The following is a 25,055-nucleotide window of genomic DNA, read 5'->3' on the forward strand; positions in this document are numbered from 1 at the left end:
TGCGGATAGCAAAAAGCCAGCCGCAAGGCTGGCTTTTGACTGACAGAGTCAGATCTTAGTGACAGCCACAGCCGCCCTTACCACAACCACCTTTACCATGTTCATGATCGTGGTCACTCTCATCATGGCCATGACCGCCACAGCAACCATCACCGTGTTCATGATGATGATCATGCTCGCCATGTACGTGGCCATGTTGCAGCTCTTCTTCTGTTGCTTCACGGATAGCAACCACGTCAACGTGGAAGTTCAGATCCTGACCCGCCAGCATGTGGTTACCATCAACCACCACGTGCTCATCTTCAACAGCAGTGATCTCTACCGGTACTGGACCTTGATCGGTATCAGCCAGGAAACGCATGCCAACTTCCAGCTCGTCAACGCCCATAAAGACGTCTTTCGGTACGCGCTGCACCAGATTTTCATCATAGCTGCCGTAGCCTTCGTCTGCATTCACGCGCACATCAAAGCTGTCGCCAGCTTCATGACCTTCGAGCGCTTTTTCCAAACCAGCGATCAGGGAACCGTGTCCATGCAAGTAGTCCAACGGCGCACTCACCGGAGACTCATCAACTAAAACACCGTCTTCTGTACGTACCTGGTAAGCCAGGCTGACCACCAAGTCTTTTGCTACTTTCATGATATCTCCTACCCTTGGAACAAAAATTGGCACAGATTGTAGCTGAAATCTGCACCGCTGTACCCACCAGCATAAAAAATCGCGAAGGATAACGCTACTCGGGATGGAAAATACCGATCACTTGTTCATGCGGGCGGACGTGTTGATTGACCTGTTCATCCGTCTGGCGTTGATGGTGACCACACTTGACACACTCGACCACCTCTACCTGATCTTCACGCCATAAAGCCAATGTATCCAATGCCTTACATTTTGTACAAACCGCTCCAGCGATAAATCTTTTGCGCGTTTTTGTCTTATTAAGAGCACTTGTCATCGTTTTCTCCGACATTATTCGTATTCATCCCACCCATCTAACTGCCGACTTTCATGTAGCATTTCTCGCTGGAAAATATCTTCCAGTTCACGGCGGGCCTCTTTAACTCTGGAGATTTGCGCCACATCACCATGATGCTGCGGCACCAATTCACGCAGCATCCGCATATCAAGACGACGGAAATGTTGTTGCGCCCGATAAGCTTGATGTGGATGCATTCCCAATCCCAATAGCGTTTTACGCCCCAACTCCAGCGCACTGGAAAAGGTTTCGCGGGTGAAGTCTTTGACGCCATTTTGCAACAGTTCATGTGCTTCAACACGCCCTCTGGCACGCGCCAGAATGTGCAAATCAGGGAAATGTTGCTGGCACAGATGCACCAATGTCATGGTATCTTCCGGCTCATTACAGGTGATAACAATAGCTTTAGCTTTTTCCGCGCCGGCGGCCCGCAACAGTTCCAATTCGGTGGCATCGCCGTAATAGACTTTGTAACCGTATTTGCGCATCACACTCACCGCACTGACATCACGTTCTAACACGGTAATACGCATTTTGTTCGCCATCAGTAGGCGGCCAATCACCTGACCAAATCGCCCAAAACCAACAATAATCACCTGCGGATCATTATCTTCCACGAACGGCTTCTCATCGCTCTCTTCCTGCGCGTTATAACGGCGGATCAGAATGCGATCGATAGCCTGCATCAATAATGGTGTCGTCATCATCGACAACGTAACCACCACCAGCAGCAATGCCAGTTGTTCAGCATTTAGAACATGTTGAGAGAATGCAGCGGAGAACAAGACGAAAGCAAATTCACCGCCCTGACTGAGCACTCCGGCAAATTGCAAGCGCACCGAACGGCGCAAGCCAAATGTACGTGCCAAACCATACAATACGGTGCCTTTGATAAATACCAGCGCCAGCACACCTAACAACACATCCAGCAGGTGAGTGAATAGCACACCAAGATTCAGCGCCATCCCAACCGAAATAAAGAACAACCCGAGCAATAACCCTTTAAAAGGTTCGATGGCAATTTCCAGTTCGTGCTGAAATTCACTTTCGGCCAGTAATATCCCGGCGATAAATGTCCCTAACGCCATCGATAGGCCCAATGCATCCATAAACAGTGCAGAACCTAATACCACCAGTAATGCGGCCGCAGTAAAAACCTCCCGCACACCAGAGGCGACAATATAGCGAAACAAGGGGCGCAGCAGATAGCGACCACCAATCAACATGCCCGCAAACGCCGCAACTTTAATACCAATTTTGACCCAATCATTGGCAGCACCACCGCCCCCCGCCAGAATAGGGATCAACGCCAAAGCAGGTATAACCGCCATATCCTGGAACAGTAACACCGAGAATCCGAGCTGCCCGCCTTCGTTGCGGTTCATGCCTTTTTCCCGCATTAGCTGCAATGCCATCGCGGTCGAGGACATTGCTAAACCAATGCCACCGATAACCGCCGCCTGCCAGGCGAACTGAGTGAAATAGAGTAATGCCCCCAATACTGCCGCTGTAATAACAACCTGACCCGCACCGACACCAAAAATAGAGCGCCGCAACTGCCATAGCTTGGCTGGATTCAACTCCAACCCAATGATAAACATCAGAAACACCACACCAAGCTCGGAGAAGTGCAGTATTTCGTCAACATCACGTATAAAACCTAACCCCCATGGACCAATAGCAATACCGGCTATCAGATAACCCAACACCGCACCAATACCCAGGCGTTGAGCAATAGGAACCGCAACCACAGCGGCAAATAAAAATAATAAAATGGCAGTAAGTAGCGCTGAGCCTTCCATATATCAGTGCCCTCCCGCAGGCAACGGCGACAGCAACCACTGCGTATAAGCTTGCGCATGGCTGGCTAAGACTTCCGGTTTCTGACGTCGCGCCCAGTATATAATCATCGGGTTCATCCAATGCATATGGCACATAGCCGCTGTCAATTCGAAAGGGCGCAGAATATCTTCCATCGGATAGCGGTTATAGCCCCCTACCCGATAGGCCCCTTCCGGTTCGCCGGTGGTAATTACCGAGCGCCAATACTTACCCGTCAGAGCATGACCACCCACACCATTGGCAAACCCACGAGCTAATACCCGGTCCAGCCACTCCTTCAGCAACGCCGGGCAACTGTAGGTATAGAGAGGATGTTGAAATACAATAACTTGATGCTCACGTAGCAATTGCTGCTCATGGTGAATATCAATAAAGAAATCAGGATAATGTGCATAGAGATCGTGCACAGTAACATGTTCTAACTGCTGCACCGGTTGCAGTAAAACCCGGTTTGCCACCGAGTCTTGTGATTCCGGATGGGCATACAGCAGCAAAACCTTCGGTGGCTGCGACATCATTCCCCTCCAAAGCGTCGTCAGGGTCCGGTTTTTCCGTTACCATACTTCGCAAAGACTAAAAAAGACTAAGATTTATACCCAAAGTCATTGGCGTTACCCGTCGGTAGCGACAAGAACCACGGGGATAATAATTTAACATATACCCAAAATAATTCGAGTTGCAGGAAGGCGGCAAGCGAGAGAATCCCGATGAGCTTACTAGAGTAAGTGATTCGGGTGAGCGATCGCAGCCAACACACATGCAGCTTGAAGTATGACGGGTAAACTCTAAACATACGGCACTCTATGATTGTTTTTTCTTCGCTTCAAATACGACGTGGTACCCGCGTCTTGCTGGACAACGCTACAGCAACGATTAATCCTGGCCAAAAGGTCGGGCTGGTCGGCAAGAACGGATGTGGTAAATCCACCCTGCTGGCGTTGCTCAAAGGCGAACTGAGCGCCGATGGGGGCAATGCCACTTTCCCCAGTAACTGGGCACTGGCCTGGGTTAATCAGGAAACTCCGGCACTGGATATTCCGGCGATAGAGTATGTTATCGACGGGGATCGCGAATATCGCCAATTGGAGGCCGAACTTCAGGCCGCTAATGAAAAAAACGATGGTCATGCCATCGCCACCGTGCACGGCAAACTTGATGCCATCCATGCCTGGACAATTCAATCCCGTGCCGCCAGTTTGCTACACGGGCTGGGGTTTTCTCAAGAGCAATTACAGCAACCGGTACGTTCATTTTCCGGCGGCTGGCGCATGCGCCTTAACCTGGCCCAAGCGCTGGTTTGCCGCTCTGATTTGCTGCTACTGGATGAACCAACCAACCACTTGGATTTAGATGCGGTTATCTGGCTGGAAAAGTGGCTGAAAAGCTATTCTGGCACGCTGGTATTAATTTCTCATGACCGCGATTTCCTTGATCCTATTATTGATAAGATTCTGCATATTGAACAGCAGACGCTGAATGAATATACCGGTAACTATTCATCTTTCGAACGCCAGCGAGCGACCAAGCTCTCGCAGCAGCAGTCGATGTATCAGCATCAGCAAGAAAAAGTGGCGCATTTACAAAGCTATATCGACCGTTTCCGTGCACAGGCGACTAAAGCCAAACAAGCTCAGAGCCGCATCAAGATGCTTGAGCGGATGGAACTGATTGCACCTGCCCATGTGGATAACCCATTCCACTTCAGCTTCCGTACACCGGAAAGTTTGCCTGACCCCCTACTCCGCATGGAGAAAGTGAGCGCAGGCTATGGTGATCGTACGATTTTGCAGTCCATTAAGCTCAATCTGGTCCCCGGCTCACGCATCGGTCTGTTGGGGCGCAATGGTGCGGGTAAATCTACGCTAATTAAGTTACTAGCCGGCACTTTAGAGCCACAAAGCGGTGAGATTGGTTTATCCAAAGGGATTAAACTGGGTTACTTCGCCCAGCATCAGTTGGAGTTTTTGCGTGCGGATGAATCACCGCTACAGCATATGAGCCGCCTGGCACCCAAAGAGTCGGAACAACAACTGCGCGACTATTTAGGTGGCTACGGTTTTCAGGGCGATCAGGTTACTGACCCAACGGCCCGCTTCTCCGGCGGTGAAAAAGCACGTTTAGTACTGGCACTGATTATCTGGCAGCGCCCTAACCTATTGCTACTCGATGAGCCAACCAACCACCTTGATCTTGATATGCGTCAGGCGCTAACCGAAGCCTTAATTGATTTTGAAGGCGCATTGGTGGTGGTTTCCCATGACCGCCATTTACTGCGTTCCACCACCGATGACCTCTATCTGGTGCATGATGGCAAAGTAGAGCAATTCGACGGCGATTTAGAAGATTATCAGCAATTTTTGGTCGATGTGCAGCGCCAGCAAAGCCAGCAGGATAATCCGACAAAAGAGTTGTCAGGTAATAGTGCCCAACAGCGTAAAGATCAAAAACGCCGTGAGGCAGAGTTCCGAACCCAGACTCAGCCATTGCGTAAGCAGATTATGACGCTGGAAAAACAGATGGATAAGCTCAGTACCGAGCTGGCAGTCATCGAAGAACAATTGGCTGATTCTGCCTTATACGATATTGCACGTAAGGCTGATTTGACCCAATGTTTACAGCAGCAGACGCAAGTGAAAACCAAACTTGAAGAGACTGAAATGCACTGGCTAGATGCTCAGGAGCAGTTGGAGAACCTCACTAAGATATTTGAAGCGGGATAACCCGCTTTTCAGAAAACGCCAGTATTAAGGATAATAAGATCATGACTAATAAGGATATTAGTGTGGTGGTTCCGGTATTTAATTGCGCCGCTTACCTCACACAACTACTGGATTCATTGTACCAGCAGTCGGGTGTGTCATTGGAAATCATTGCCGTCAATGATGGTTCGACCGATGACAGCCTGACGATATTAGTAGCCGCCGCGCGCCGTGATTCGCGGCTGGTCATTGTTAATCAGGCCAATCAGGGGCTTTCTGCGGCCCGTAATGCCGGAATCGCTCGGGCAACCGCCCCCTGGATTGCTTTTGTTGATGGCGATGACTGGCTGGCCTCTGATGCTTTATCAACTTGGTTGCAACAGGCCAATCGGCAGCAATTAGATTTACTGATAGGTAATGGTTTTACCTTTACCACTGATCCCCACCTAGCGCCCAGCAGCCCCTTGTTATATAAACAGCCGTGGAGCGAGATACTTAGCGGCCAGCAATGGGTTATTCGCAGTATTGAACATAATGAGTGGCCACATTATGTATGGCTACAATTGATTCGGCGCGAATTGGTCGCGACCCATCAACTCGCATTCATCCCTGGAATGCTACATGAAGATATTCTGTGGACCACCCATCTGGCACTCGCCGTACAACGTGTCGGTTTCTGTGATACGCCATTTTATGGTTATCGCACCAACCCACACTCCATCACCCTCTCTCCGTCACCCCAAGCCTTGTTGGCTCGCGCCAATAGCTATCTTAGAATTATTAACGCGCTAATTAACCTTTCTGCCACGCAACAACCGCCGTTATGCCGTGCGCTGTTACGTCACGCTAATCAGGAGAGCGGCCATTTTTTTGGGTTGATGCGTAAGAGATTATCCCCGTCACCAGAACGTTCGGCACTCGCGGCTGAGTTTAAGGCATTAGGCTTACCCAAAGCGCTGTTTCAGGGCGCGGGGAATATCAGTGAGTTCTGGCGAGCGGTACGTTTATCAGTCACTCTATGGCGTTATGCGCAGCAGAAGCATTCATTATCAAAATAGATCTCAAATTTACGTTTATTTTTGTTATTACTCAGGAAATTTTCATGTTTAATAAGGCATAAAATTACTTCTGGGAATATGTATAGATGCAGCGCATTTTGGTTATCCGAATTGATTTCCTTGGCGATCTGGTTTGTACCACTGCTTTATTACATGCATTAAAGCAGCGCTGGCCAGCAGCCGAAATTCATGTGCTGGCAAATAAATACAATCGAGATGCACTGGCACGTAACCCCGATATCAGCACCGTTCACACCTACGTTTACAGTAAGCAATGTGAAAGAAACCAACAACCGGGCAGGATCAAGGCGCTGTTTAATCGTCTGGCCCTGATTTGGCGACTGCGATGTTTACGTTTTGATTTACTGGTTATCCCTAACGGTGGCATGAACAAAAACAGTATCCAGTTCGCTAAACAACTTAATGTGGTCGATAGCCGCTGGCATAACCCGGGCAGTGAATTTGATGACCGCAATCCTGACCATGTGACCAATCGGCCAATACGCCATGAGGCACTGTCAGGTTTTGCACTGCTACCCGAACTGGGGCGGGTCGACATCGATACGCTCAAGTTACATCTCTATCCTGACCCACAATTTCAGGCAAAATGGCAGGCAGAATTAGGTGAACACAATCGGCCACGCATCGGGCTGTTTGTCTCGAATAAAGCACCGCAACGGCGTTGGTCGTGGGAAAAGTGGCAACAGTTAGCACTGAAGCTCAGTGATCAGGCCGAGATAGTGATTTTGTATGATCCCATCGCACCGCCAAGTGAACAGCAACTGGCGAGCATCCACGGCCGAAGTCTATTCACACCGTCAGTTGATGAGTTCGTGGCCGCAGCCAGTCAATTGGATGTAGTTATTTCGGCTGATAGCGCACCGGTCCATATCAGTTCAGCATTACAGATCCCGGTCGTCGCACTGTTTGAGTCGCGGCCAGAAAAATACCGGCGCTGGTACCCGTTAACCCGCCATGTGTTGTTACATGCCGGGCCACAGGTTGATGACATCACCGTTGATGCTGTTGACGCAGCGGCCCGCTCATTGTTAATCACAGACTAAATCAAACCGCCCGTTAACCAGGCCGGTACACCGGCCTATCCCCCAGAATAGTCGCCCGATGCATCACCCGCCGCTGTGGCAGATAATCGGCATTGGCATAGTGCTGGGTGACACGGTTATCCCACATCGCCACATCATCCTGCTGCCAGCGCCAGCGTACTTGAAACTCGGGTTTGGTGGTGTGCGCAAACAGGAAACGCAGTAAAGCATCGCTCTCTTTATCACTCAACTCAACGATTCGGGTGGTGAATCCTTCATTGACGAACAATGCCTGACGCCCACTCACCGGATGGGTACGTACCACCGGATGCAATATCGGCGGATTATTCTCTTTAGCCAGTAGCCATCGTTGATGCTCTTCCGGGGTCGCACGATGTTTGTGCTCGGGGAAGGAGTGCGCGAAGTCATGCTCGGCCTGTAAACCGGCCAAAAGCTGTTTAAACGGAGCAGAAAGTGCGTCATAAGCCGCAATCCCACTGCTCCACAAGGTATCACCACCGGTTGGCGGTAGCTGCTTTGCCGCTAGAATCGCACCTAATGGCGGATTGGCAATAAACGTCACGTCGGTGTGCCAGTTATCGTTGTCCGGCGGATTATTATCATGGGTATCCAGCACGATAATCTCCTCACACTCTTTGGTGTGCGGATAAACCGGATGAATATGTAAATCACCAAAACGCCCGGCCAGTTCACGTTGCTGTAATGGCGTGATGGGCTGATTGCGGAAAAACAGTACCTGATGTTTGAGTAACGCGTGATAAAGCTGTTCAAACTGACTATCACCCAACGGGCGGGCAATATTAATATTCTCAACCAAAGCACCAATATGCGGCCCTAACGGCGTGACTACCAAGCGTTCATTCATTGCTGTGCTCCATACCAAGGTGTTAGCCGACGTTGGATCGCCCGCAAACTTAGCTCCATACCAAAAGCGATAATAGCAATCACACTGATGCCGGCGATGACGACATCGGTTGCGAGAAATTCACCGGCTGATTGCACCATAAACCCCAATCCGCGCGTAGCGGCAATAAGCTCCGCAGCCACCAACGTTGACCACCCCACACCCAACCCAATGCGGATACCGGTTAAGATTTCTGGCAAGGCGCTGGGGAGCACCACAAACCATAAAACCTGCCAGCGACTGGCCCCCAATGCACGAGCAGCTCTCACCCGCACCTGTGCCACGCTACGCACGCCAGCCACAGCGGCTAACGTCACCGGCGCAAATATCGCCAGATAAATCAGCAGGATCTTTGAGGTTTCACCAATGCCGAACCAGATAACCATAAGGGGTAAATAGGCTAAGGGGGGAACGGGGCGATAAATCTCAATCAGTGGGTCCAACACACCCCGTACGGTGCTGCTTAGCCCCATCGCAATGCCCGTTGGAACACCAAGTGCGACCGCAGCGAGTAATGCGATGAGAATTCGCCCCAAACTGGCAGCCAGATGTTGCCATAGCGTGGCATCCATAAACCCCTGCGGGCTGGCAATCACCAATAACTGATGTAATACCTGCTGCGGCGCGGGTAAAAAGAGTGGGCTGATAAGCTGTAACGCCGTCACCGCCCACCATAACGCGACCACCACAATCAGAGTAGTGATGCTAAGCCACAGGCCATTACCCGCAGGTAAACGGCGAACCGCTTTCTTGGCAATCAGCGGGGGTTCATCGTTAGCCGGTAGGCGGTGAACCGGCAGCGTGACGGCTTGATTACGTAACGTGCTGTGCAGGCTCATATCAATACCTCCCGTTGCTGGAAGACTTTACCCAACACATATTCGCGGCGGGCGATAAATTCAGGATCAGACTTAATGGATCGGCATGGCTCACCAGCGGCATAACGCCGACCAAAATTCAGCGACAGTCGTTCGACCACCTGCCCCGGCCCTGGAGACAGCAATAACAGCTCGCTGGCCAGAAACACCGCCTCTTCGATATCGTGGGTGATCAGCAAAATTTGTTTACCGGTATCACGCCAAATAGTCAGCAACAGCTCTTGCATCTGCTCGCGGGTAAAAGCATCCAGCGCGCCAAACGGCTCATCCAACAGCAACAAGCGCGGGTCAACCGCCAGTGCACGGGCAATCCCTACTCGTTGGCGCATCCCACCAGAGAGTTGCCAAATAAGGTGATGTTCAAAACCAGCTAACCCTACCCGATGAAGCATTTTCAGGGCAGTTTCGCGCCGCTGTTGTTTGCTTAATCCTGCCAGTTGCAGGCCAAACTCCACATTGCTGACCACATCCCGCCACGGCAGTAAGCCCTCATGCTGGAACACCACTCCCCGTTCGGCACTCGGGCCGTGAACCGGTATATCATCCAGAGTGATGCTGCCAGCTGAAGGCTCCATAAATCCGGCAATTAGATTCAATAACGTGGTTTTACCGCAACCTGATGGCCCCAATACCACGAGCAACTCTCCAGATGCGATTTGTAGTGACACATCCTGTAAGGCAGGTTTGCCCTGATATTCGGCCCACAGGCCGCGCACGTTTAGCATGATGACTCCTAGGACTGCGGTGTGGCCTGCACTGCTTTCACAAAGCGGTCAGTGACGAAATCACTATAATCACTGGCAATTTGCGGGATTTTGCCTTGCTCTTTCAGGAACGCGGCAGTATCGCGGATGGCCTGATCCACTGGTTGACCCAGTTGCGTTATCTGCTCAGCGACAGGCAAATAAGTATTGCCCTTCACCAGCTCCGGCACTTGATCGGTAGGGACACCACTTAAGCGCGAAAGCTGCCCCAGATACTGCTGATTTTTCAGCCATTGTTCTGGTTGGGCCAGATAAGCACCTTGGGCGGCCAATGCACTGCGGGCGAAGGCGGTAACCACCTCAGGATGGGCTTTGGCGAAGTCTTTGCGCACCACCCAGACATCCAGGGTTGGCGCGCCCCATTGACCTACTTGGGCAGAATCAGTCAGGACGGTACCGGTTTTGGCTAATTCGTTAACGGCAGGAGCCCAAACATAAGCGCCATCAATGTCACCCCGCTGCCAAGCGGCGGCGATAGCAGGTGGCTGCAAGTTGAGGATTGTGACCTGATCCGGCTTAATTCCCCAATGTTTCAGGGCTGCCAGCAGACTGTAATGTGTCGTGGAGATAAACGGCACGGCAATACGTTTACCAATTAAATCTTGTGGGGTTTTAATGTCTTTCTTCACCACCAGCGCCTCTGAGCTTCCCAGTTGTGACGCCAGTAGGAAGACCTCAATTGGCACCTTTTGGCTGGCAGCAACGGCTAATGGGCTGGAGCCGATATTACCAATTTGTACATCACCCGAGGCCAATGCCCGCACAACGCTAGAGCCGCTGTCAAACTTGCGCCAATCCACATTGGCACCGGACAACTTGGCAAAGCTGTTATCCGCTTGCGCGACTTTTGCCGGTTCTGCGGAAGTTTGATAAGCCACTGTCACATCGACAGCATGTGCACTGGCAGCAACTAGCGACAGAGCTAACAGTGCACCACCTGGCCGTAAAAAGCCGCGTATTGCGGCGGTAAGACTTGCAGAAGATAAGGTTATCGCCATGGTTCACTCCGCTGGGTTAACTGTGTCATTCGCTATCGCTGCGACCCTGAGCGCACCGGGCGCTCTGAGATGACAGTGTTACCCGAAGGAGTAATACGATAAAAGGAATAAAAGAATATTCTTTATTCCTTTTAGTGATAATAAAAATCTGAAGGAATTGTCTATGCAGTTAACTTAAAGATCTATTTGGCCTTTCATAAAAATGCGGGCATCACCGGCAATTAAAGTACGATCACCGGCTAAGGTGCAGAATAATTCGCCACCGCGTGCTGATATCTGCCGGGCGTGCAGTGATGACCTTCCCAGTCGCGCGACCCAATAGGGCATTAAGGTACAATGGGCTGAGCCGGTAACCGGATCTTCATTGCTGCCAAGGGTAAAGTAACGCGAAACAAAATCCACTTCATCACCCGGCGCGGTCACAATCACCCCACGACCGGTATAGGCAATCAGCGCAACAATATCGGGTTGTAACTGCTGTACCTGCTGCTCGTTTTCCAGCACCACCAACAGAGATTTTGCCTGCCATACCTGCTGAATGTTGCTGCCAAGCAATGCACTCAACTCTGCCGCGACAGCAATTTGGTCGGGCGGTAATGAAGGGAAATCCAGCGACAGTCGGCCGAAGTTATCGCCATCGCGCTTGACGTACAAGTCACCGCTGGCACTGCGAAAACAGATATCATGCAAGCCAGGATTAATGATGCTGAACATCACATGCGCCGCCGCCAATGTGCCGTGTCCACATAAGTCGACTTCACGTTCCGGCGTAAACCAGCGGATCGCCGATTTATCCCCTTCATCCCAGACAAAACTGGTTTCCGGTAAATTAATCTCGGCCGCGATACTTTGCATCTCTGCGGCCGACAACGGTTTCTTCAGCAGATACACCCCTGCCGGGTTGCCAGATAACCCTGCGCCAACAAAAGCATCAACATGAAAATAGTTATAGGCCATCTATTAGCTCCACTGATTAATGCCAAATCAATAACACACAAGCTGCCGTCAGCAAGCCCATCGAGATATTAAAGCTAAACCAGGCACGGCGGCTGCGTAACAAGCGCCCAATCAAAGTACCAAAACCCAGCCAAATGATACCGGCCACCAGGTTCACCATAAACATACCAAGGCTTATCATTACGATAGAATGATTATAAGCGGCCCCGGTCATACTGAAGCTGGCGACTGACCCGAGTCCCATCAACCAGGCTTTGGGATTAAGGAACTGCAATAACCAGCCTTGATACAGACGCAACGGTTTTGGCGGTACGACATTGGTTTCCAATTTCTCATAGGCAGAAGTGGCAATTTTCCATGCCAGCCATAGCAGATATAGGCTACCCAAAATTTTCAGAACCAGATGGAGGGAGGGGTAGATAAGAATCAGGCCGCCGACACCAAAAGCTACCAACAGCAACATGCTCTGCATGCCTAACATAATACCTAACATCAGCCAGATAGAACGCATAAAGCCGAAGTTAGCCCCCGCAGAGGTCAATAACATATTGTTTGGACCGGGGGTAATAGCTGCAACCCAAAGAAAGCCTACCATTGAAAGAAATAAACTCAGTTCCATGAGACGGGTGCCTCTCACCCAAAATGATGCGCGATATACCCATGAAGCTAACAGTGTGTTATTGATCACACAAGAGCAACAACATGATTTCCATTCACTATATGCATGAATTATTTCGCCCACTGGCCGGAGCCAGTAATCCACATCTACAAACACTGTTGCCACGACTGGTCAGACGGCATGTGCAATTGCAACCGTTCTGGCAACGGCTGGAACTGCCTGATGGCGATTTTGTCGATCTGGCCTGGAGTGAAAATCCCGAGCTGGCGAGAGATAAACCCAGAGTCGTACTCTTCCACGGTTTGGAAGGTAATTTTTACAGCCCTTATGCCCATGGGTTATTAAGTGCATGGCAAGCCAAAGGCTGGCTCGGTGTGGTGATGCATTTTCGTGGATGCAGTGGAGAGCCAAATCGTAAGTCACGCATTTATCACTCCGGTGAAACAGAAGATGCTCGCTTCTTTCTCCGCTGGCTTCGAGAGCGCTATGGCCAGGTGCCAACCGCCGCCGTCGGGGTCTCTTTGGGTGGCAATATGCTGGCGATGTATTTGGCAGAGCAAGGCCAAGATAGCCTGTTGCAGGCCGCAGTGGTGGTGTCAGCACCACTGATGCTTGAACCCTGTGCTAATCGTATGGAGCAAGGTTTCTCCCGGGTCTATCAGCATTATTTACTGGGCCAACTAAAGTTAAATGCCACGCGTAAGCTTTTGCATTACCCCGGAAGTCTGCCTTTGGATCTGGCTCAATTGAAAGGGTTGCGGCGAATCAGAGATTTTGATGATGTCATTACTGCTAAAATTCATGGTTTTAATGATGCCGTTGATTATTATCGCCGTTGCAGCGCCCTGCCGCTATTGCCGCAGATTACGACTCCGCTGCTGATCATTCATGCCAAAGATGATCCGTTTATGACGGCTGAAGTTATCCCGGATCTCAGCGAGTTACCGGCCAATATTGACTATCAGTTAACCGAACATGGCGGTCACGTTGGTTTCGTCAGTGGCTCATTGAAACACCCACAAATGTGGCTGGAACAACGTATTCCGGCCTGGCTTTCCCCTTATCTGGAGCAACAGCAATGATAGTTCCCTGGCAGCAAGTTGACGGTGAAACGCTGGATAACTTACTTGAAGCCTTTGTGTTACGTGAAGGTACCGATTACGGCGAGCATGAGCGCTCATTAGCGCAAAAAGTCGAGGATGTGCGCCGCCAGTTGATCAGCGGTGAAGCCATATTGGTGTGGTCCGAATTACATGAAACCATCAATATTATGCCGCGCAGCGCATTTCGCGCCGGAGCAGAAGAGCAGCAATAGTCCTCTCGCTGTTACGAAGACATTGGCTGAAACAGGGTGACAAGCCCGCCACTTTGCCCTAAAAATAATCATCAACGATAAAAAAACAGGCGATTGCAGCCCAGTCACTGAAGATCTAACCCCCATGGAGTTACAGCTAATATGTCGACTAAACATCCGGTTATAGCCGTTACCGGCTCAAGTGGCGCAGGGACAACCACCACTAGCCTGGCGTTCCGTAAGATCTTTCAGCAATTGAATATTCGCGCAGCGCAAATTGAAGGTGACAGTTTCCATCGCTATACCCGCCCTGAGATGGATGCAGCCATCCGTAAAGCACGAGATCAAGGCCGACATATCAGCTATTTTGGCCCCGAAGCCAATGACTTTGGCCAGTTGGAGCAAAGTGTGTCGGAATACGGTGAACACGGCACTGGCTGTTCACGTAAGTATTTACATACCTATGATGAAGCGGTGCCATACAACCAAATTCCCGGCACGTTTACCCCGTGGGAAGCATTACCACAACCCACCGACGTGCTGTTTTATGAAGGGCTGCATGGCGGCGTGGTGACTGAACATCATGATGTGGCGAAACACGTCGATCTGTTGGTGGGCGTGGTACCTATCGTCAATCTGGAGTGGATTCAGAAATTAGTACGCGATACCGGCGAACGCGGCCATTCGCGTGAAGCGGTGATGGATTCCGTAGTGCGCTCCATGGATGATTATATCAACTACATTACGCCGCAGTTCTCACGCACTCATATCAACTTCCAGCGCGTGCCAACCGTTGACACATCAAATCCGTTTGCTGCCAAAGCGATTCCGTCACTGGATGAAAGCTTTGTGGTTATTCATTTCCGGGGTTTGGATCAAATTGATTTCCCTTACTTACTGGCGATGTTGCAAGGATCATTTATCTCTAATATCAATACATTAGTGGTACCCGGCGGAAAAATGGGGCTGGCAATGGAGCTGATTATGGCGCCGCTAGTGCAGCAGTTGCTGGAAGGGGAGAAAATCGGTTAATCTCCTTCATTCTTGAAGCCGCAGTATAGCAATGGCTGGAGAGAAAAAAATAATTTGACTCTATCCCAACCCAAAGTAATTGGAGCTGCAGGTAGGCGGCAAACGAACTCATCCCGATGAGCTTACATAAGTAAGTGATTCGGGTGAGCGAACGCAGCTAACAACCCTGCAGCTTCAAGTACGAAGGGTTTGCTTAGGCGATGTCACGGATCTCAAAACTGTGGGTAATCGTCGCCGCTTTACCCAACATCAGTGAGACGGAGCAATACTTTTCTGCTGACAGCTCAACGGCTCGTTCCACAATTTTGTCGGTCAGACCTTTGCCGCTGACAATAAAATGCAGGTTGATTTGCGTAAATAGACGCGGTGCCTCTTCGCGACGCTGCGAGGTTAATGTCACTTCGCAATCACGCACATCATTGCGGCCTTTTTGTAAAATAGAGACCACATCAATCGCGCTACAACCGCCTGCTGACATTAACAACATTTCCATCGGACTCGGTGCTTTGTCTCCAGCATTACCGTCCATCAACACCTGATGACCTGATGCCGATTCACCCAAAAATGTCAGCCCCTCAACCCACTTTACACGTGCCTGCATAACTCTTGCTCCCGGTTAAATTTTCTGATCCAGACTACCCTTTCATTTACAAACTGGCAATGTAACCCGATGTTCATCATGCTGAAGCGATACAACACAAGACACTGGCTTCATCCTGTGCTACAAACAGAACCGAAAGTGTTGTTTCTAGAATTAAATAGGGTAGCTTCTCAATACTCAGTGGAGGGTTTCTACCCGGTACGTATCTTGGCTATACCTTTCGGCAGTTGAGCAAATTAATATGCTACGAGAAAGTGTATTTTATAAGCACGCCGTACAGGGAACTCTGAGCCCTGTTATGTTAGGCAGCGATAACAACAGAGGATAACAGCGAATGGTTCTCGGCAAGCCACAAACAGACCCGACTCTCGAATGGTTCCTGTCTCATTGCCATATCCACAAATATCCATCGAAGAGTACGCTGATTCACCAAGGTGAAAAGGCCGAAACGCTTTACTACATCGTGAAAGGCTCCGTTGCGGTGCTTATCAAAGATGAGGAAGGTAAAGAGATGATTCTCTCCTATCTTAATCAGGGAGATTTCATCGGCGAACTTGGATTATTTGAAGAAGGCCAAGAACGTAGCGCCTGGGTTAGAGCAAAAACCGCCTGTGAAGTGGCTGAAATTTCTTACAAAAAATTCCGTCAGCTGATTCAGGTCAATCCAGATATTTTAATGCGCCTATCTTCACAGATGGCGAGTCGCTTACAGATTACATCTGAGAAAGTGGGCAACCTTGCTTTCCTTGATGTGACTGGGCGTATTGCACAAACGCTGCTTAATCTGGCAAAACAACCTGATGCCATGACCCACCCAGATGGGATGCAGATTAAAATTACCCGCCAGGAAATTGGTCAGATAGTTGGCTGCTCCCGCGAAACCGTGGGGCGGATACTAAAAATGCTGGAAGATCAAAACCTGATCTCCGCACACGGTAAAACGATTGTCGTCTACGGCACCCGTTAATTCCCCCTAAACTGGTGCCGATACTGTCGGCATCAGTTTTTTAATCTTTTGTGATCAATAAATTTCTGGGGCCTTTATGAAATGGCAACGGCTTATTTATCATCCTGAAGTTAATTACGCACTACGCCAAACATTAGTGCTCTGCCTGCCTGCAGCATTAGGGTTCGCTCTCGGCGAACTTCGGCTGGGCTTGATGTTTTCTCTGATACCCGCCTGTTGCAACATTGCCTCACTGGATACACCACACCAACATTTTTTCCGGCGTCTGCTGGTCGGCGGCGCGCTGTTTACTGTGAGTAGCTTCCTAACCCAGCAACTGCTGCTATGGGATATTCCGTTGCCTGCTGTCATGCTCAGCCTGGCATTAGTTCTAGGAGTGAGTGGGGCGATTAGCCAATTGAATGGCCATTTGTTACCCGCGGCACTGATTGCTGCTATTTTCAGCCTCAGCATGGTGGGCCGCGCTCCGATCTGGCAAGCCCCGTTGCTGTGTGCCGTAGGGACACTGTGGTATGGGGTGTTTAACGGGTTATGGTTCCGACTCTGCAAGGATCAACCGATTCGCGAACCTTTGAGTCAGCTTTATCGCTTACTAGCCGATTATTGTGACACCAAATACAGCCTGTTTGCTCAGCACCTTGAGCCGGAAAAATCGATACCGCCGCTGCTGGACAGACAACAGGCGATTATGGACAAGATTAATCAGCTTTATCAGCAATTTAATCTGATTCATAACACCACGAAGAAAGAACAGAAACGGTTGTTGGGATTGTTCCAAATGGCTCTCGATTTGCAAGAGCACATTACTGCGGCCCTGATTCAGCCAGAAAAAGCACAAGAGTTAATGGAGCAGACACAGATTGAGAGCGTGATACGCCGTAATTGCCAGAAAATCTCAGCTCAAATGCGCAGCATCGCCAACGACATTCTCTATCACCACCATGCTGATGAGCATTTCACTGCCGATGATGGTCTGACAGAACTGGCAAGCATCGCACAGGCACACCCAGACAACCCGGTCGCACAATTCTACTACTACCATATCAGCCACGTGACCCAGCTATTGAGTGACCGGCGACCACTGTATGACCGTGACCTGATGTCCAGCCAACAACCACAACCTTTCTGGCCGGCGTTGATCAGCTATCTGTCGTTCAAATCAGGTGCACTGCGGGAAGCGGCTCGTCTGGGCGTAACACTGGCAGCAGGTAGCTATATCGGTAACTTAATTCATCTACCCAAACCTTATTGGATTTTGCTTACTGTGATGCTGGTAACGCAGAACGGTTATAACGCCACCAAGGTACGAATCCATCACCGTGCACTCGGCACCTTGATTGGGCTGATATTGGCCGCTGGTCTATTGCATCTGCCAATGCCAGAGGGTGCCACCCTTGGCATTATGCTGCTCATTACCCTTGCCGCTTATCTGGTTCAACGTAAAAACTACGGGCTATCTGTTGTTGGCAGAACCATAACCGCAGTCTATATCTTGCAATTATTGACCGGAGAAGGCGCTGACTTCTTGGTTCCGCGATTGCTAGATACCTTAATTGGCTGCGCATTGGCCTTTGCCAGCGCCCTATGGCTGTGGCCTCAGTGGCAGAGCGGTTTACTGCGTAAGAATGCCCATCAGGCGCTAGAGGCATATCAGAAGATTTTGCGCTTGCTGCTGACGCCTGAGCCTGATATCAACCAACTGGCCTATAAACGCATTGAAGTAAATAAGGCCAGTAACACCGTGTTAAGCTCCTTAAATCAGGCGATGCAAGAGCCGGGGTTCAACTCAAAATATTTGGCAGATATGCGATTATGGGCCACTCACAGTGAGTTGATTGTTGGGCATATCAATGAGATGACTATCCTGACGCGGGCTTATCCCTTGGGGAGTTCAGTACCAGGTAAATATCACATTCAGCTCAGCGTCGAACTGGCGGCAGATTATTTACAACTCTGTGAGATAGCCATTCAGCAATGCCAGCAACGGCTGGAGTCAGACAACAGCGAGGGGAATAACGATTTCGTGCAGATGCCGGATGTCACACCGGACACACAAATTTCTGAGTTGGAACGTAATTTACGCCGGGTTTTGTCACACTTAAGCGTGATGCATACGGTGTCTGCCATGGCTTGGCAACAACAACCCCATCACGGTATTTGGCGCAGTCAGAGATTACGGGAGCATGTATAGCAATGGAGAGGCAAAATACCTCTCCATAATTGAGTTAACCCTGGACCAGACTGGCGATGGCTTGCTCTAACCGCGCCATTCCTTGTTTGATATCATCCAGCTCCACCACTAATGAAGGGGCTAACCGCAACACATTTGGCCCGGCATTGAGGACCATCAAGCCATTAGCCGCCGCAGCCATCAGCAACTCGCGCGCACGGCCATGGTATTGCGGCGTTAACTCGGCACCAATCAATAACCCCATGCCACGGATATCGTCAAACAGGTGATACTTGTTATTGATCTCTTGCAGCGCCTGCACAAACAGGCTGTGGCGCTGTTCAATACCATTAAGTACCTCAGGGGTATTAATCACATCCAGAGCAGCCTCAGCGACGGCACAGGCCAGAGGATTGCCCCCATAGGTGGTGCCGTGAGTTCCCACCGCCATTACCGACGCAATTTCTTCCGTGGTTAGCATCGCACTGATAGGGAAACCACCACCTAAGGCTTTCGCCGTGGTCAGAATATCTGGCGTCACACCATAATGCATATAGGTAAATAGCTTGCCGCTACGCCCCATACCGCTTTGTACTTCGTCAAATACCAGCAGCGCATCATGTTGATCACATAAAGCCCGCACCCCTTGTAGAAATTCAGGCGTCGCAGAGGTGATCCCCCCTTCTCCCTGAATGGGTTCGAGCACCACCGCACAAGTATGGTCATCCATAACGGCTTTCACCGCAGCCAGATCATTAAACGGCACATGGATGATATCGGCAGGTTTCGGGCCAAAACCATCGGAATACTTGGGCTGACCACCCACCGATACAGTAAATAAGGTGCGGCCATGGAAAGCATTATGGAAAGCAATGATTTTAGTCTTATAGGGGCTATGACGTTCAATGGCATAATGACGAGCCAGCTTAAAGGCCGCTTCATTTGCCTCGCCACCCGAGTTGGCAAAAAACACGCGATCCGCAAAGGTGGCATCAATCAGTTTTTGCGCCAAACGCAGTGCAGGCTCATTAGTGAAAACGTTACTGGTATGCCATAACGTCTCACCTTGCTGATGCAATGCCGCTACCAGCGCCGGGTGGCAATGCCCCAGAGCAGTAACCGCAATTCCACCAGCAAAATCAATATATTCCTTGCCTTGTTGATCCCACACTCGGCTGCCCTTCCCTTTTACCGGAATGAACTGTGCTGGTGCATAAACAGGCAAAATAACCTGATCGAATGTACTGCGAGTTACTGCTAACTTATCCGCCATTATACTGTCCACCCTGATATCCCCTTCGCACTTGAAGCTACAGGGTTGTTAGCTGCACGCATTATTCGGCCCATCCCTGGGCCTCACCTCTTCGAGGCCGCTGCAAGCAGCGTTCAAATCTGTTCCCGACAGATTTGTCACCTGAATCACTTGACTGTGTAAGCTCATCAGGATTCGTTTGCGGGCTGCCTATCTGCAACTCCAATTACTTTGGGTATAATCCATTGAGTTACCAATTATTGGTATATGAAAATATAATCACAAAATATGCATAAAAAATCACAATCAGGCAAACAAAAAAAACAATTAAATAATAAATACAACTCAACCAGCTAATTTTTAAGGAAATTATCTAATAATTGATGACCTTGCTCGCTGAGGATACTCTCAGGATGGAACTGCACCCCCTCCAATGACAAGGTGCGATGACGGATACCCATAATCTCATCCATCACTCCCTCATGTTCCGTCCAGGCGGTCAGTTCAAAACAGTCTGGCAATGAGTCGGTCGCAATCACCAAAGAGTGATAACGGGTCACGGTCAGCGGTTGGTTAAGCCCCCGAAAAACCCCCTGACCATTATGGCAAATAGCCGTGGTTTTACCGTGCATCACTTGCCGCGCTCGCACTACACGTGCGCCAAAAGCCTGCCCTAGTGCCTGATGCCCCAAGCAAACACCCAGTATCGGTAATTTTCCGGCAAAATGGTTGATGGCCGCTAAAGAAATTCCGGCCTCATTGGGCGTGCAAGGGCCAGGCGAAATCACCAAATGTGAGGGTGATAACTTTTCAATATCAGCAAGTTGTACCTCATCATTACGTTTAACCACCACCTCAGCCCCCAATTCACAAAAATACTGGTAGAGGTTGTAAGTAAACGAATCGTAATTATCGATCAATAGCAGCATTTCATATCCAAAAAATCAGGTTAACGCTTACGCCCACCGGTAATTGACCCCAAGACACCACGCAAAATTTGTCGCCCCAAGTCCCGCGCCATGCTCTTAGCTGCCGTCTGGACGATACCATCACGTTTGCCACCGCGCGGGCCGGTAGAACCAAACAGTAAATCATTCAGCCCATCCATCAAACCACCGCCCGCACTACCCTGCTGATCGGTTGACGGCTGAGAAGCCGCCCCCCCTCCGGGCGCTGCATCCCCCATGGTAGAGAATCCACCCGCAGATAATTTCTCATAAGCAGACTCGCGATCCACCCCTTCTTCATAACGACCATATAGTGGGGAATGATTGATGGCGTGATTACGCGCTGCCGCATCCAATGCGCCCATTTTTGATTGTGGCGCGATAACCATACCCCGCTCGACCACATTAGGCCGCCCTTTCTCATCAAGGAAAGAGATGAGAGCCTCGCCAACCCCCAATTCGGTAATCACCTGTTCGGCACTGAATGCCGGATTCGCGCGCATAGTCTGAGCTGCAGCTTTAACTGCTTTTTGATCCCGTGGGGTAAAGGCACGCAGAGCATGCTGTACCCGGTTGCCCAGTTGACCGAGGATTTTATCGGGAATATCTAATGGATTTTGCGTCACAAAATAGATGCCGACCCCTTTCGAGCGAATCAGCCGGACCACCTGTTCAACTTTATCCACCAGCGCCGTTGGCGCATCACTGAACAACAGATGGGCTTCATCAAAGAAAAACACCAGCTTAGGTTTATCAACATCACCCACTTCAGGAAGTTGCTCGAAAAGTTCAGCCAGCAACCACAACAGAAAAATCGCATACAGTTTGGGCTGATTAATTAACCGATCAGCCGCTAACAGATTGATAACTCCCTGCCCATGGCTGTCGATTTGCATTAAATCGTGAATATCCAGCATCGGCTCGCCAAAGAATTGATTGGCACCTTGCTCTTCCAAAGCCAGTAAACCACGCTGGATAGCACCAATTGAGGCCGGCGTGATGTTGCCGTATTGCGTACGGAACTGTTTCGCGTTGTCACCAACATATTGCACGATAGCCCGCAAGTCTTTCATATCAAGCAGCAGCAGGTTGTTGTCATCGGCAATTTTGAATACCAGTTGCAACACACCACTTTGCACGTCATTCAGATCAAGCAGACGACCTAGCAGCAGCGGGCCAAGATCGGAAATAGTGGCACGGATCGGATGACCCTTTTCAGCGAAGATATCCCACGGCACAATCGGGCAAGCTTGTGGCTGCCAATCCGTAACACCTATCGCTGCCAGTCGGGTTTGGAGTTTTTCCGAATCAACCCCTTCCGCCCCAATGCCAGATAAATCCCCTTTCACATCGGCGAGAAATACCGGCACACCAATACGGGAAAATTGCTCAGCCATTTTTTGCAGGGTGACTGTTTTACCCGTGCCGGTCGCGCCAGTAATCAAGCCATGACGGTTAGCCAGAGCCGATAAAATCACTAAATCCTGTGCCGGCGGCACCTTCGCGATAAGCAATGTTTCACTCATAAACCTTCACCCCATCACGTTTACGTTAGAGACAGATAATTGATTATAAGCACCCGATTCGGGCAAACGGATTAATTTATGACAGCAATGCGACTGTTACCCAAAGAACGTGGCGTTGCAGGTGGGCAGCAAGCAAAAGACAGCTTGGTTGTAAACCAGCCTTCGAGGTTTAACGTGAAGGCTGGTAACCAGCGATTAAGGTAAAACTTTCGCTGACAGGATAGTGATAGGTTTAACCGGCACATTCTGATACGGGCCGACATTTTCGGTCTGAACCTGGGAGATCTTCTCTACCACATCCATCCCTTTAACCACTTTACCGAACACCGCATAACCGAAGTCACGTTGGCCGTGGTCAAGGAAGGCATTGTCTGCCACATTCAGGAAAAACTGGCTGGTAGCACTGTCTTTATCAGCAGTACGGGCCATAGAGATGGTGCCACGCAGGTTGCGCAGGCCGTTATCCGCTTCATTTTTGATTGGTGTTTTAGCAGTTTTCTGTTTGAAGTCAGCAGTAAAACCACCACCTTGAACCATAAAACCAGGGATAACACGGTGAAAAATAGTGTTGTTGTAGTAGCCGTTGTTAACATAATCAACGAAGTTTTGTGTTGAAACCGGGGCCTTCTGGCTATTGAGTTCCAACTCAATATTCCCAACTGACGTCGTTAACAACACATGAGGCTCACCGGCAGCAAACGCTGCGGGGGCCACGGCGCTAAGGGAACAAAGTGCAATGAAGGTCACTAAAGTACGTTTAAACATTAACGGTTCCTTTCTGTAGGATGCGAACAACGGAAAAGCGCTTTGATTCTAGAGAGCTGACCCGCGCAATGCCACCCATTTACGGAATTTTACGTAACAGAATGCGCATTTAGGCTGAAAAGCTGCCTCTTCAGCAGTTAAACCACACCATGATGATTAATTAGCCAAATTAAACCATTCCCGCACTCCCAGGCAACAGTGGAATTCTGCTATAGGGATCACGTCTTGTTTATTTTCCTTTATCTTATCTGCCATTTTTGAGAGAAACATCTCATTTTGTTTTTGGTTAATCGCTAGTCTGCTTCCAAATGAGAGCGCTCTCATTTCTAATTAATCTATATGGAAGCCAAATGATGAAAACCTTTAAAATTGCCATTATCGGTGGCGGTAGTAGCTATACCCCGGAGTTGGTTGATGGGCTGATTCAGCGTATTGACCAGTTACCGGTCACTGAACTGGCACTGGCTGATGTCGAATTGGGCCGTCAAAAAGTGGAAATCATTGCTGCATTAACCCGAAGAATGCTGGACCGGCATGGGCTAGAGCATGTAAAAGTCAGCATTCACTTCTCACTGGATGACGCGATTGCCGGAGCCAGTTTTGTCCTGACACAGTTCCGTGTCGGCCAACTCCCTGCACGCGCCGCGGATGAACGTTTAGGGCTGAAATATAACCTGCTTGGGCAGGAAACTACCGGGGTTGGTGGGTTTGCCAAAGCTCTGCGTACCATTCCGGTGATGCTTGATATTGCCGCCAGAGTTGAGCGGTTAGCGCCGGATGCCTGGATCATTAACTTCACCAATCCAGCCGGTATCGTTACTGAAGCAGTGACACGTTATAGCAAAGCGAAAATCATCGGCTTGTGTAATGTCCCAATCAGCATGCACCATATGATTGCCAACTTGCTCCACGCACCTTATGAAGATATCCAACTGCGCTTTGCCGGGCTAAATCATATGGTGTGGGTGCATGAGGTGTTACAACGTGGCAAAGATGTTACCGCCGAGGTACTGGACATGTTGTGTGACGGGGCCTCACTAACCATGAACAACATTAAGGAAGCACCATGGCCGCCAGAGTTCCTGCGGGCAATGGGGGCGATTCCTTGTCCGTATCATCGCTATTTCTATCAGACTCAGGATATGTTGGCAGAAGAGATGGCCGCAGCAGCCGAGCGTGGCACCCGTGCGGAACAAGTTATGCAGGTAGAAAAAGAGCTGTTCGAGCTGTACGCTGATCCGCATTTGGACAGTAAACCAGAGCAACTCAGCTTCCGTGGCGGATCATTTTATTCTGAAGTTGCACTGGAACTTATTCGTGCCATTCATAATAATTTAGGTACGCAACTTGTTGTCAATACAACAAACCGGGGTGCAATTCGCGGTTTATCTGACGGCTCAGTAGTAGAAACTAACTGTATTGTTGATGCACAAGGTGCACACCCACTCACCTTCGGCCCATTACCTGTTGCTATGCATGGGTTGACCCAGCAAGTAAAAGCCTACGAGCGCCTGACTATTGAAGCTGCGGTTCACGGTGACCGTCGTAGTGCCTTGTTGGCGTTAGTGACTAACCCACTGATTGCTAACGCCAGCATTGCTCAGCCACTATTGGAGGAAGTTCTACAGGTAAATAAACCTTACTTGCCTCAGTTCACAGAACTGTGATGGTAAATTAACTATTGTTGCGGGTTCTGACTTTATACCCAACGCTATAGGCGTTATAGCCAGATAACCCGCAC

The 25,055-nt window shown here is 49.9% G+C and carries 24 protein-coding genes and 1 pseudogene; 9 read left to right on the forward strand and 16 right to left on the reverse strand.

Annotated features, from left to right (window positions below; genetic code table 11):
- Positions 1-55: 55 nt before the first annotated feature.
- The 5 genes and pseudogenes from A6J66_015390 to A6J66_015410 all read right to left on the reverse strand — a co-directional run bounded on the left by A6J66_015390 (position 56) and on the right by A6J66_015410 (position 3,578).
- A complete protein-coding gene (locus A6J66_015390) occupies positions 56-640 on the reverse strand; it encodes a peptidylprolyl isomerase (protein PNM25442.1) in 585 nt (194 codons plus the stop codon).
- A 94-nt stretch (positions 641-734) separates the two neighbouring features.
- On the reverse strand, positions 735-956 hold the full coding sequence (locus A6J66_015395; GenBank protein PNM27031.1) for a hypothetical protein: 222 nt from the start codon (positions 954-956) through the stop codon (positions 735-737).
- A 14-nt stretch (positions 957-970) separates the two neighbouring features.
- Positions 971-2,779 (reverse strand): glutathione-regulated potassium-efflux system protein KefB, encoded by a 1,809-nt coding sequence (locus A6J66_015400; GenBank protein PNM25443.1) that lies wholly within the window; start codon positions 2,777-2,779, stop codon positions 971-973.
- A gap of 3 nt (positions 2,780-2,782) precedes the next feature.
- A complete protein-coding gene (locus A6J66_015405; protein PNM25444.1) occupies positions 2,783-3,337 on the reverse strand; it encodes a glutathione-regulated potassium-efflux system ancillary protein KefG in 555 nt (184 codons plus the stop codon).
- Between the two features lie 133 nt (positions 3,338-3,470).
- Positions 3,471-3,578 (reverse strand): annotated as a pseudogene (locus A6J66_015410) (type I methionyl aminopeptidase).
- Between the two features lie 44 nt (positions 3,579-3,622).
- On the opposite strand from A6J66_015410, the gene A6J66_015415 reads away from it, so the two are divergent.
- The 3 genes from A6J66_015415 (at position 3,623) to A6J66_015425 (ending at position 7,640) form a co-directional block, all read left to right on the forward strand.
- Positions 3,623-5,539, forward strand: a complete 1,917-nt coding sequence (locus A6J66_015415; protein ID PNM25445.1) for an ABC transporter ATP-binding protein — start codon at positions 3,623-3,625, stop codon at positions 5,537-5,539.
- A gap of 62 nt (positions 5,540-5,601) precedes the next feature.
- Positions 5,602-6,576, forward strand: coding sequence for a glycosyl transferase (locus A6J66_015420; protein ID PNM27032.1), 975 nt, complete (start codon positions 5,602-5,604; stop codon positions 6,574-6,576).
- Positions 6,577-6,662: 86 nt separating this feature from the next.
- A complete protein-coding gene (locus A6J66_015425) occupies positions 6,663-7,640 on the forward strand; it encodes a lipopolysaccharide heptosyltransferase family protein (protein PNM25446.1) in 978 nt (325 codons plus the stop codon).
- Between the two features lie 13 nt (positions 7,641-7,653).
- Here the strand turns inward: A6J66_015425 and A6J66_015430 are convergent, their stop codons facing one another.
- The 6 genes from A6J66_015430 to A6J66_015455 form a co-directional block, all read right to left on the reverse strand.
- On the reverse strand, positions 7,654-8,505 hold the full coding sequence (locus tag A6J66_015430; protein ID PNM25447.1) for a taurine dioxygenase: 852 nt from the start codon (positions 8,503-8,505) through the stop codon (positions 7,654-7,656).
- Positions 8,502-9,383 (reverse strand): taurine transporter subunit, encoded by an 882-nt coding sequence (locus A6J66_015435; protein PNM25448.1) that lies wholly within the window; start codon positions 9,381-9,383, stop codon positions 8,502-8,504. Before A6J66_015435 ends, A6J66_015430 begins: the two co-directional genes overlap by 4 nt.
- Positions 9,380-10,147 (reverse strand): taurine transporter ATP-binding subunit, encoded by a 768-nt coding sequence (tauB, locus tag A6J66_015440; GenBank protein PNM25449.1) that lies wholly within the window; start codon positions 10,145-10,147, stop codon positions 9,380-9,382. Before tauB ends, A6J66_015435 begins: the two co-directional genes overlap by 4 nt.
- A gap of 8 nt (positions 10,148-10,155) precedes the next feature.
- Positions 10,156-11,184, reverse strand: coding sequence for a taurine ABC transporter substrate-binding protein (locus A6J66_015445; GenBank protein PNM25450.1), 1,029 nt, complete (start codon positions 11,182-11,184; stop codon positions 10,156-10,158).
- 174 nt (positions 11,185-11,358) lie between these two features.
- Positions 11,359-12,141: a PhzF family phenazine biosynthesis protein gene (locus tag A6J66_015450; GenBank protein ID PNM25451.1), complete on the reverse strand. Its 783-nt coding sequence runs from the start codon at positions 12,139-12,141 to the stop codon at positions 11,359-11,361.
- A gap of 16 nt (positions 12,142-12,157) precedes the next feature.
- Positions 12,158-12,760 (reverse strand): LysE family translocator, encoded by a 603-nt coding sequence (locus tag A6J66_015455; GenBank protein PNM25452.1) that lies wholly within the window; start codon positions 12,758-12,760, stop codon positions 12,158-12,160.
- Positions 12,761-12,861: 101 nt separating this feature from the next.
- Between A6J66_015455 and A6J66_015460 the strand changes: the two genes are divergently transcribed.
- The 3 genes from A6J66_015460 to A6J66_015470 all read left to right on the forward strand — a co-directional run bounded on the left by A6J66_015460 (position 12,862) and on the right by A6J66_015470 (position 15,086).
- On the forward strand, positions 12,862-13,842 hold the full coding sequence (locus tag A6J66_015460; protein PNM27033.1) for a hydrolase: 981 nt from the start codon (positions 12,862-12,864) through the stop codon (positions 13,840-13,842).
- On the forward strand, positions 13,839-14,075 hold the full coding sequence (locus A6J66_015465; protein PNM25453.1) for a hypothetical protein: 237 nt from the start codon (positions 13,839-13,841) through the stop codon (positions 14,073-14,075). Before A6J66_015460 ends, A6J66_015465 begins: the two co-directional genes overlap by 4 nt.
- Before the next feature lie 141 nt (positions 14,076-14,216).
- Positions 14,217-15,086 carry a phosphoribulokinase gene (locus tag A6J66_015470; GenBank protein PNM25454.1) on the forward strand — a complete coding sequence of 290 codons (870 nt, stop codon included), beginning with the start codon at positions 14,217-14,219 and terminating at the stop codon, positions 15,084-15,086.
- Positions 15,087-15,279: 193 nt separating this feature from the next.
- Here the strand turns inward: A6J66_015470 and A6J66_015475 are convergent, their stop codons facing one another.
- On the reverse strand, positions 15,280-15,687 hold the full coding sequence (locus tag A6J66_015475) for an OsmC family protein (GenBank protein PNM25455.1): 408 nt from the start codon (positions 15,685-15,687) through the stop codon (positions 15,280-15,282).
- A 334-nt stretch (positions 15,688-16,021) separates the two neighbouring features.
- Between A6J66_015475 and A6J66_015480 the strand changes: the two genes are divergently transcribed.
- Both A6J66_015480 and A6J66_015485 read left to right on the forward strand, forming a co-directional pair.
- Positions 16,022-16,654 carry a cAMP-activated global transcriptional regulator CRP gene (locus A6J66_015480; protein ID PNM25456.1) on the forward strand — a complete coding sequence of 211 codons (633 nt, stop codon included), beginning with the start codon at positions 16,022-16,024 and terminating at the stop codon, positions 16,652-16,654.
- A gap of 76 nt (positions 16,655-16,730) precedes the next feature.
- Positions 16,731-18,845, forward strand: a complete 2,115-nt coding sequence (locus tag A6J66_015485; protein PNM25457.1) for a hypothetical protein — start codon at positions 16,731-16,733, stop codon at positions 18,843-18,845.
- A gap of 34 nt (positions 18,846-18,879) precedes the next feature.
- Here the strand turns inward: A6J66_015485 and A6J66_015490 are convergent, their stop codons facing one another.
- The 4 genes from A6J66_015490 to A6J66_015505 all read right to left on the reverse strand — a co-directional run bounded on the left by A6J66_015490 (position 18,880) and on the right by A6J66_015505 (position 23,314).
- Positions 18,880-20,097 (reverse strand): aspartate aminotransferase family protein, encoded by a 1,218-nt coding sequence (locus A6J66_015490; GenBank protein PNM25458.1) that lies wholly within the window; start codon positions 20,095-20,097, stop codon positions 18,880-18,882.
- A gap of 332 nt (positions 20,098-20,429) precedes the next feature.
- Positions 20,430-21,005 (reverse strand): aminodeoxychorismate synthase component II, encoded by a 576-nt coding sequence (locus A6J66_015495; protein ID PNM25459.1) that lies wholly within the window; start codon positions 21,003-21,005, stop codon positions 20,430-20,432.
- A gap of 20 nt (positions 21,006-21,025) precedes the next feature.
- Complete coding sequence (locus tag A6J66_015500; protein PNM25460.1) at positions 21,026-22,549, reverse strand: DUF853 domain-containing protein; 1,524 nt, start codon at positions 22,547-22,549, stop codon at positions 21,026-21,028.
- Positions 22,550-22,744: 195 nt separating this feature from the next.
- Positions 22,745-23,314: a peptidylprolyl isomerase A gene (locus A6J66_015505; protein ID PNM25461.1), complete on the reverse strand. Its 570-nt coding sequence runs from the start codon at positions 23,312-23,314 to the stop codon at positions 22,745-22,747.
- Between the two features lie 353 nt (positions 23,315-23,667).
- Between A6J66_015505 and A6J66_015510 the strand changes: the two genes are divergently transcribed.
- Complete coding sequence (locus A6J66_015510; protein ID PNM27034.1) at positions 23,668-24,981, forward strand: 6-phospho-beta-glucosidase; 1,314 nt, start codon at positions 23,668-23,670, stop codon at positions 24,979-24,981.
- The last annotated feature ends 74 nt before the right edge of the window (positions 24,982-25,055 follow it).

Source organism: Yersinia enterocolitica, from assembly GCA_002082245.2.
In the GTDB taxonomy this organism is placed as follows: Bacteria; Pseudomonadota; Gammaproteobacteria; order Enterobacterales; family Enterobacteriaceae; genus Yersinia; species Yersinia enterocolitica_E.

Bases quoted from the DNA above. Each gene is read 5' to 3' on its own strand.
- A6J66_015430 (PNM25447.1), bottom strand. From the start codon at position 8,505: ATGAATGAACGCTTGGTAGTCACGCCGTTAGGGCCGCATATTGGTGCT.
- A6J66_015490 (PNM25458.1), bottom strand. From the start codon at position 20,097: ATGGCGGATAAGTTAGCAGTAACTCGCAGTACATTCGATCAGGTTATT.
- A6J66_015455 (PNM25452.1), bottom strand. From the start codon at position 12,760: ATGGAACTGAGTTTATTTCTTTCAATGGTAGGCTTTCTTTGGGTTGCA.
- A6J66_015505 (PNM25461.1), bottom strand. From the start codon at position 23,314: ATGTTTAAACGTACTTTAGTGACCTTCATTGCACTTTGTTCCCTTAGC.
- A6J66_015425 (PNM25446.1), top strand. From the start codon at position 6,663: ATGCAGCGCATTTTGGTTATCCGAATTGATTTCCTTGGCGATCTGGTT.
- A6J66_015405 (PNM25444.1), bottom strand. From the start codon at position 3,337: ATGATGTCGCAGCCACCGAAGGTTTTGCTGCTGTATGCCCATCCGGAA.
- A6J66_015445 (PNM25450.1), bottom strand. From the start codon at position 11,184: ATGGCGATAACCTTATCTTCTGCAAGTCTTACCGCCGCAATACGCGGC.
- tauB (PNM25449.1), bottom strand. From the start codon at position 10,147: ATGCTAAACGTGCGCGGCCTGTGGGCCGAATATCAGGGCAAACCTGCC.
- A6J66_015485 (PNM25457.1), top strand. From the start codon at position 16,731: ATGAAATGGCAACGGCTTATTTATCATCCTGAAGTTAATTACGCACTA.
- A6J66_015415 (PNM25445.1), top strand. From the start codon at position 3,623: ATGATTGTTTTTTCTTCGCTTCAAATACGACGTGGTACCCGCGTCTTG.
- A6J66_015480 (PNM25456.1), top strand. From the start codon at position 16,022: ATGGTTCTCGGCAAGCCACAAACAGACCCGACTCTCGAATGGTTCCTG.
- A6J66_015500 (PNM25460.1), bottom strand. From the start codon at position 22,549: ATGAGTGAAACATTGCTTATCGCGAAGGTGCCGCCGGCACAGGATTTA.
- A6J66_015510 (PNM27034.1), top strand. From the start codon at position 23,668: ATGAAAACCTTTAAAATTGCCATTATCGGTGGCGGTAGTAGCTATACC.
- A6J66_015450 (PNM25451.1), bottom strand. From the start codon at position 12,141: ATGGCCTATAACTATTTTCATGTTGATGCTTTTGTTGGCGCAGGGTTA.
- A6J66_015470 (PNM25454.1), top strand. From the start codon at position 14,217: ATGTCGACTAAACATCCGGTTATAGCCGTTACCGGCTCAAGTGGCGCA.
- A6J66_015400 (PNM25443.1), bottom strand. From the start codon at position 2,779: ATGGAAGGCTCAGCGCTACTTACTGCCATTTTATTATTTTTATTTGCC.
- A6J66_015495 (PNM25459.1), bottom strand. From the start codon at position 21,005: ATGCTGCTATTGATCGATAATTACGATTCGTTTACTTACAACCTCTAC.
- A6J66_015475 (PNM25455.1), bottom strand. From the start codon at position 15,687: ATGCAGGCACGTGTAAAGTGGGTTGAGGGGCTGACATTTTTGGGTGAA.
- A6J66_015435 (PNM25448.1), bottom strand. From the start codon at position 9,383: ATGAGCCTGCACAGCACGTTACGTAATCAAGCCGTCACGCTGCCGGTT.
- A6J66_015460 (PNM27033.1), top strand. From the start codon at position 12,862: ATGCATGAATTATTTCGCCCACTGGCCGGAGCCAGTAATCCACATCTA.
- A6J66_015390 (PNM25442.1), bottom strand. From the start codon at position 640: ATGAAAGTAGCAAAAGACTTGGTGGTCAGCCTGGCTTACCAGGTACGT.
- A6J66_015395 (PNM27031.1), bottom strand. From the start codon at position 956: ATGACAAGTGCTCTTAATAAGACAAAAACGCGCAAAAGATTTATCGCT.
- A6J66_015465 (PNM25453.1), top strand. From the start codon at position 13,839: ATGATAGTTCCCTGGCAGCAAGTTGACGGTGAAACGCTGGATAACTTA.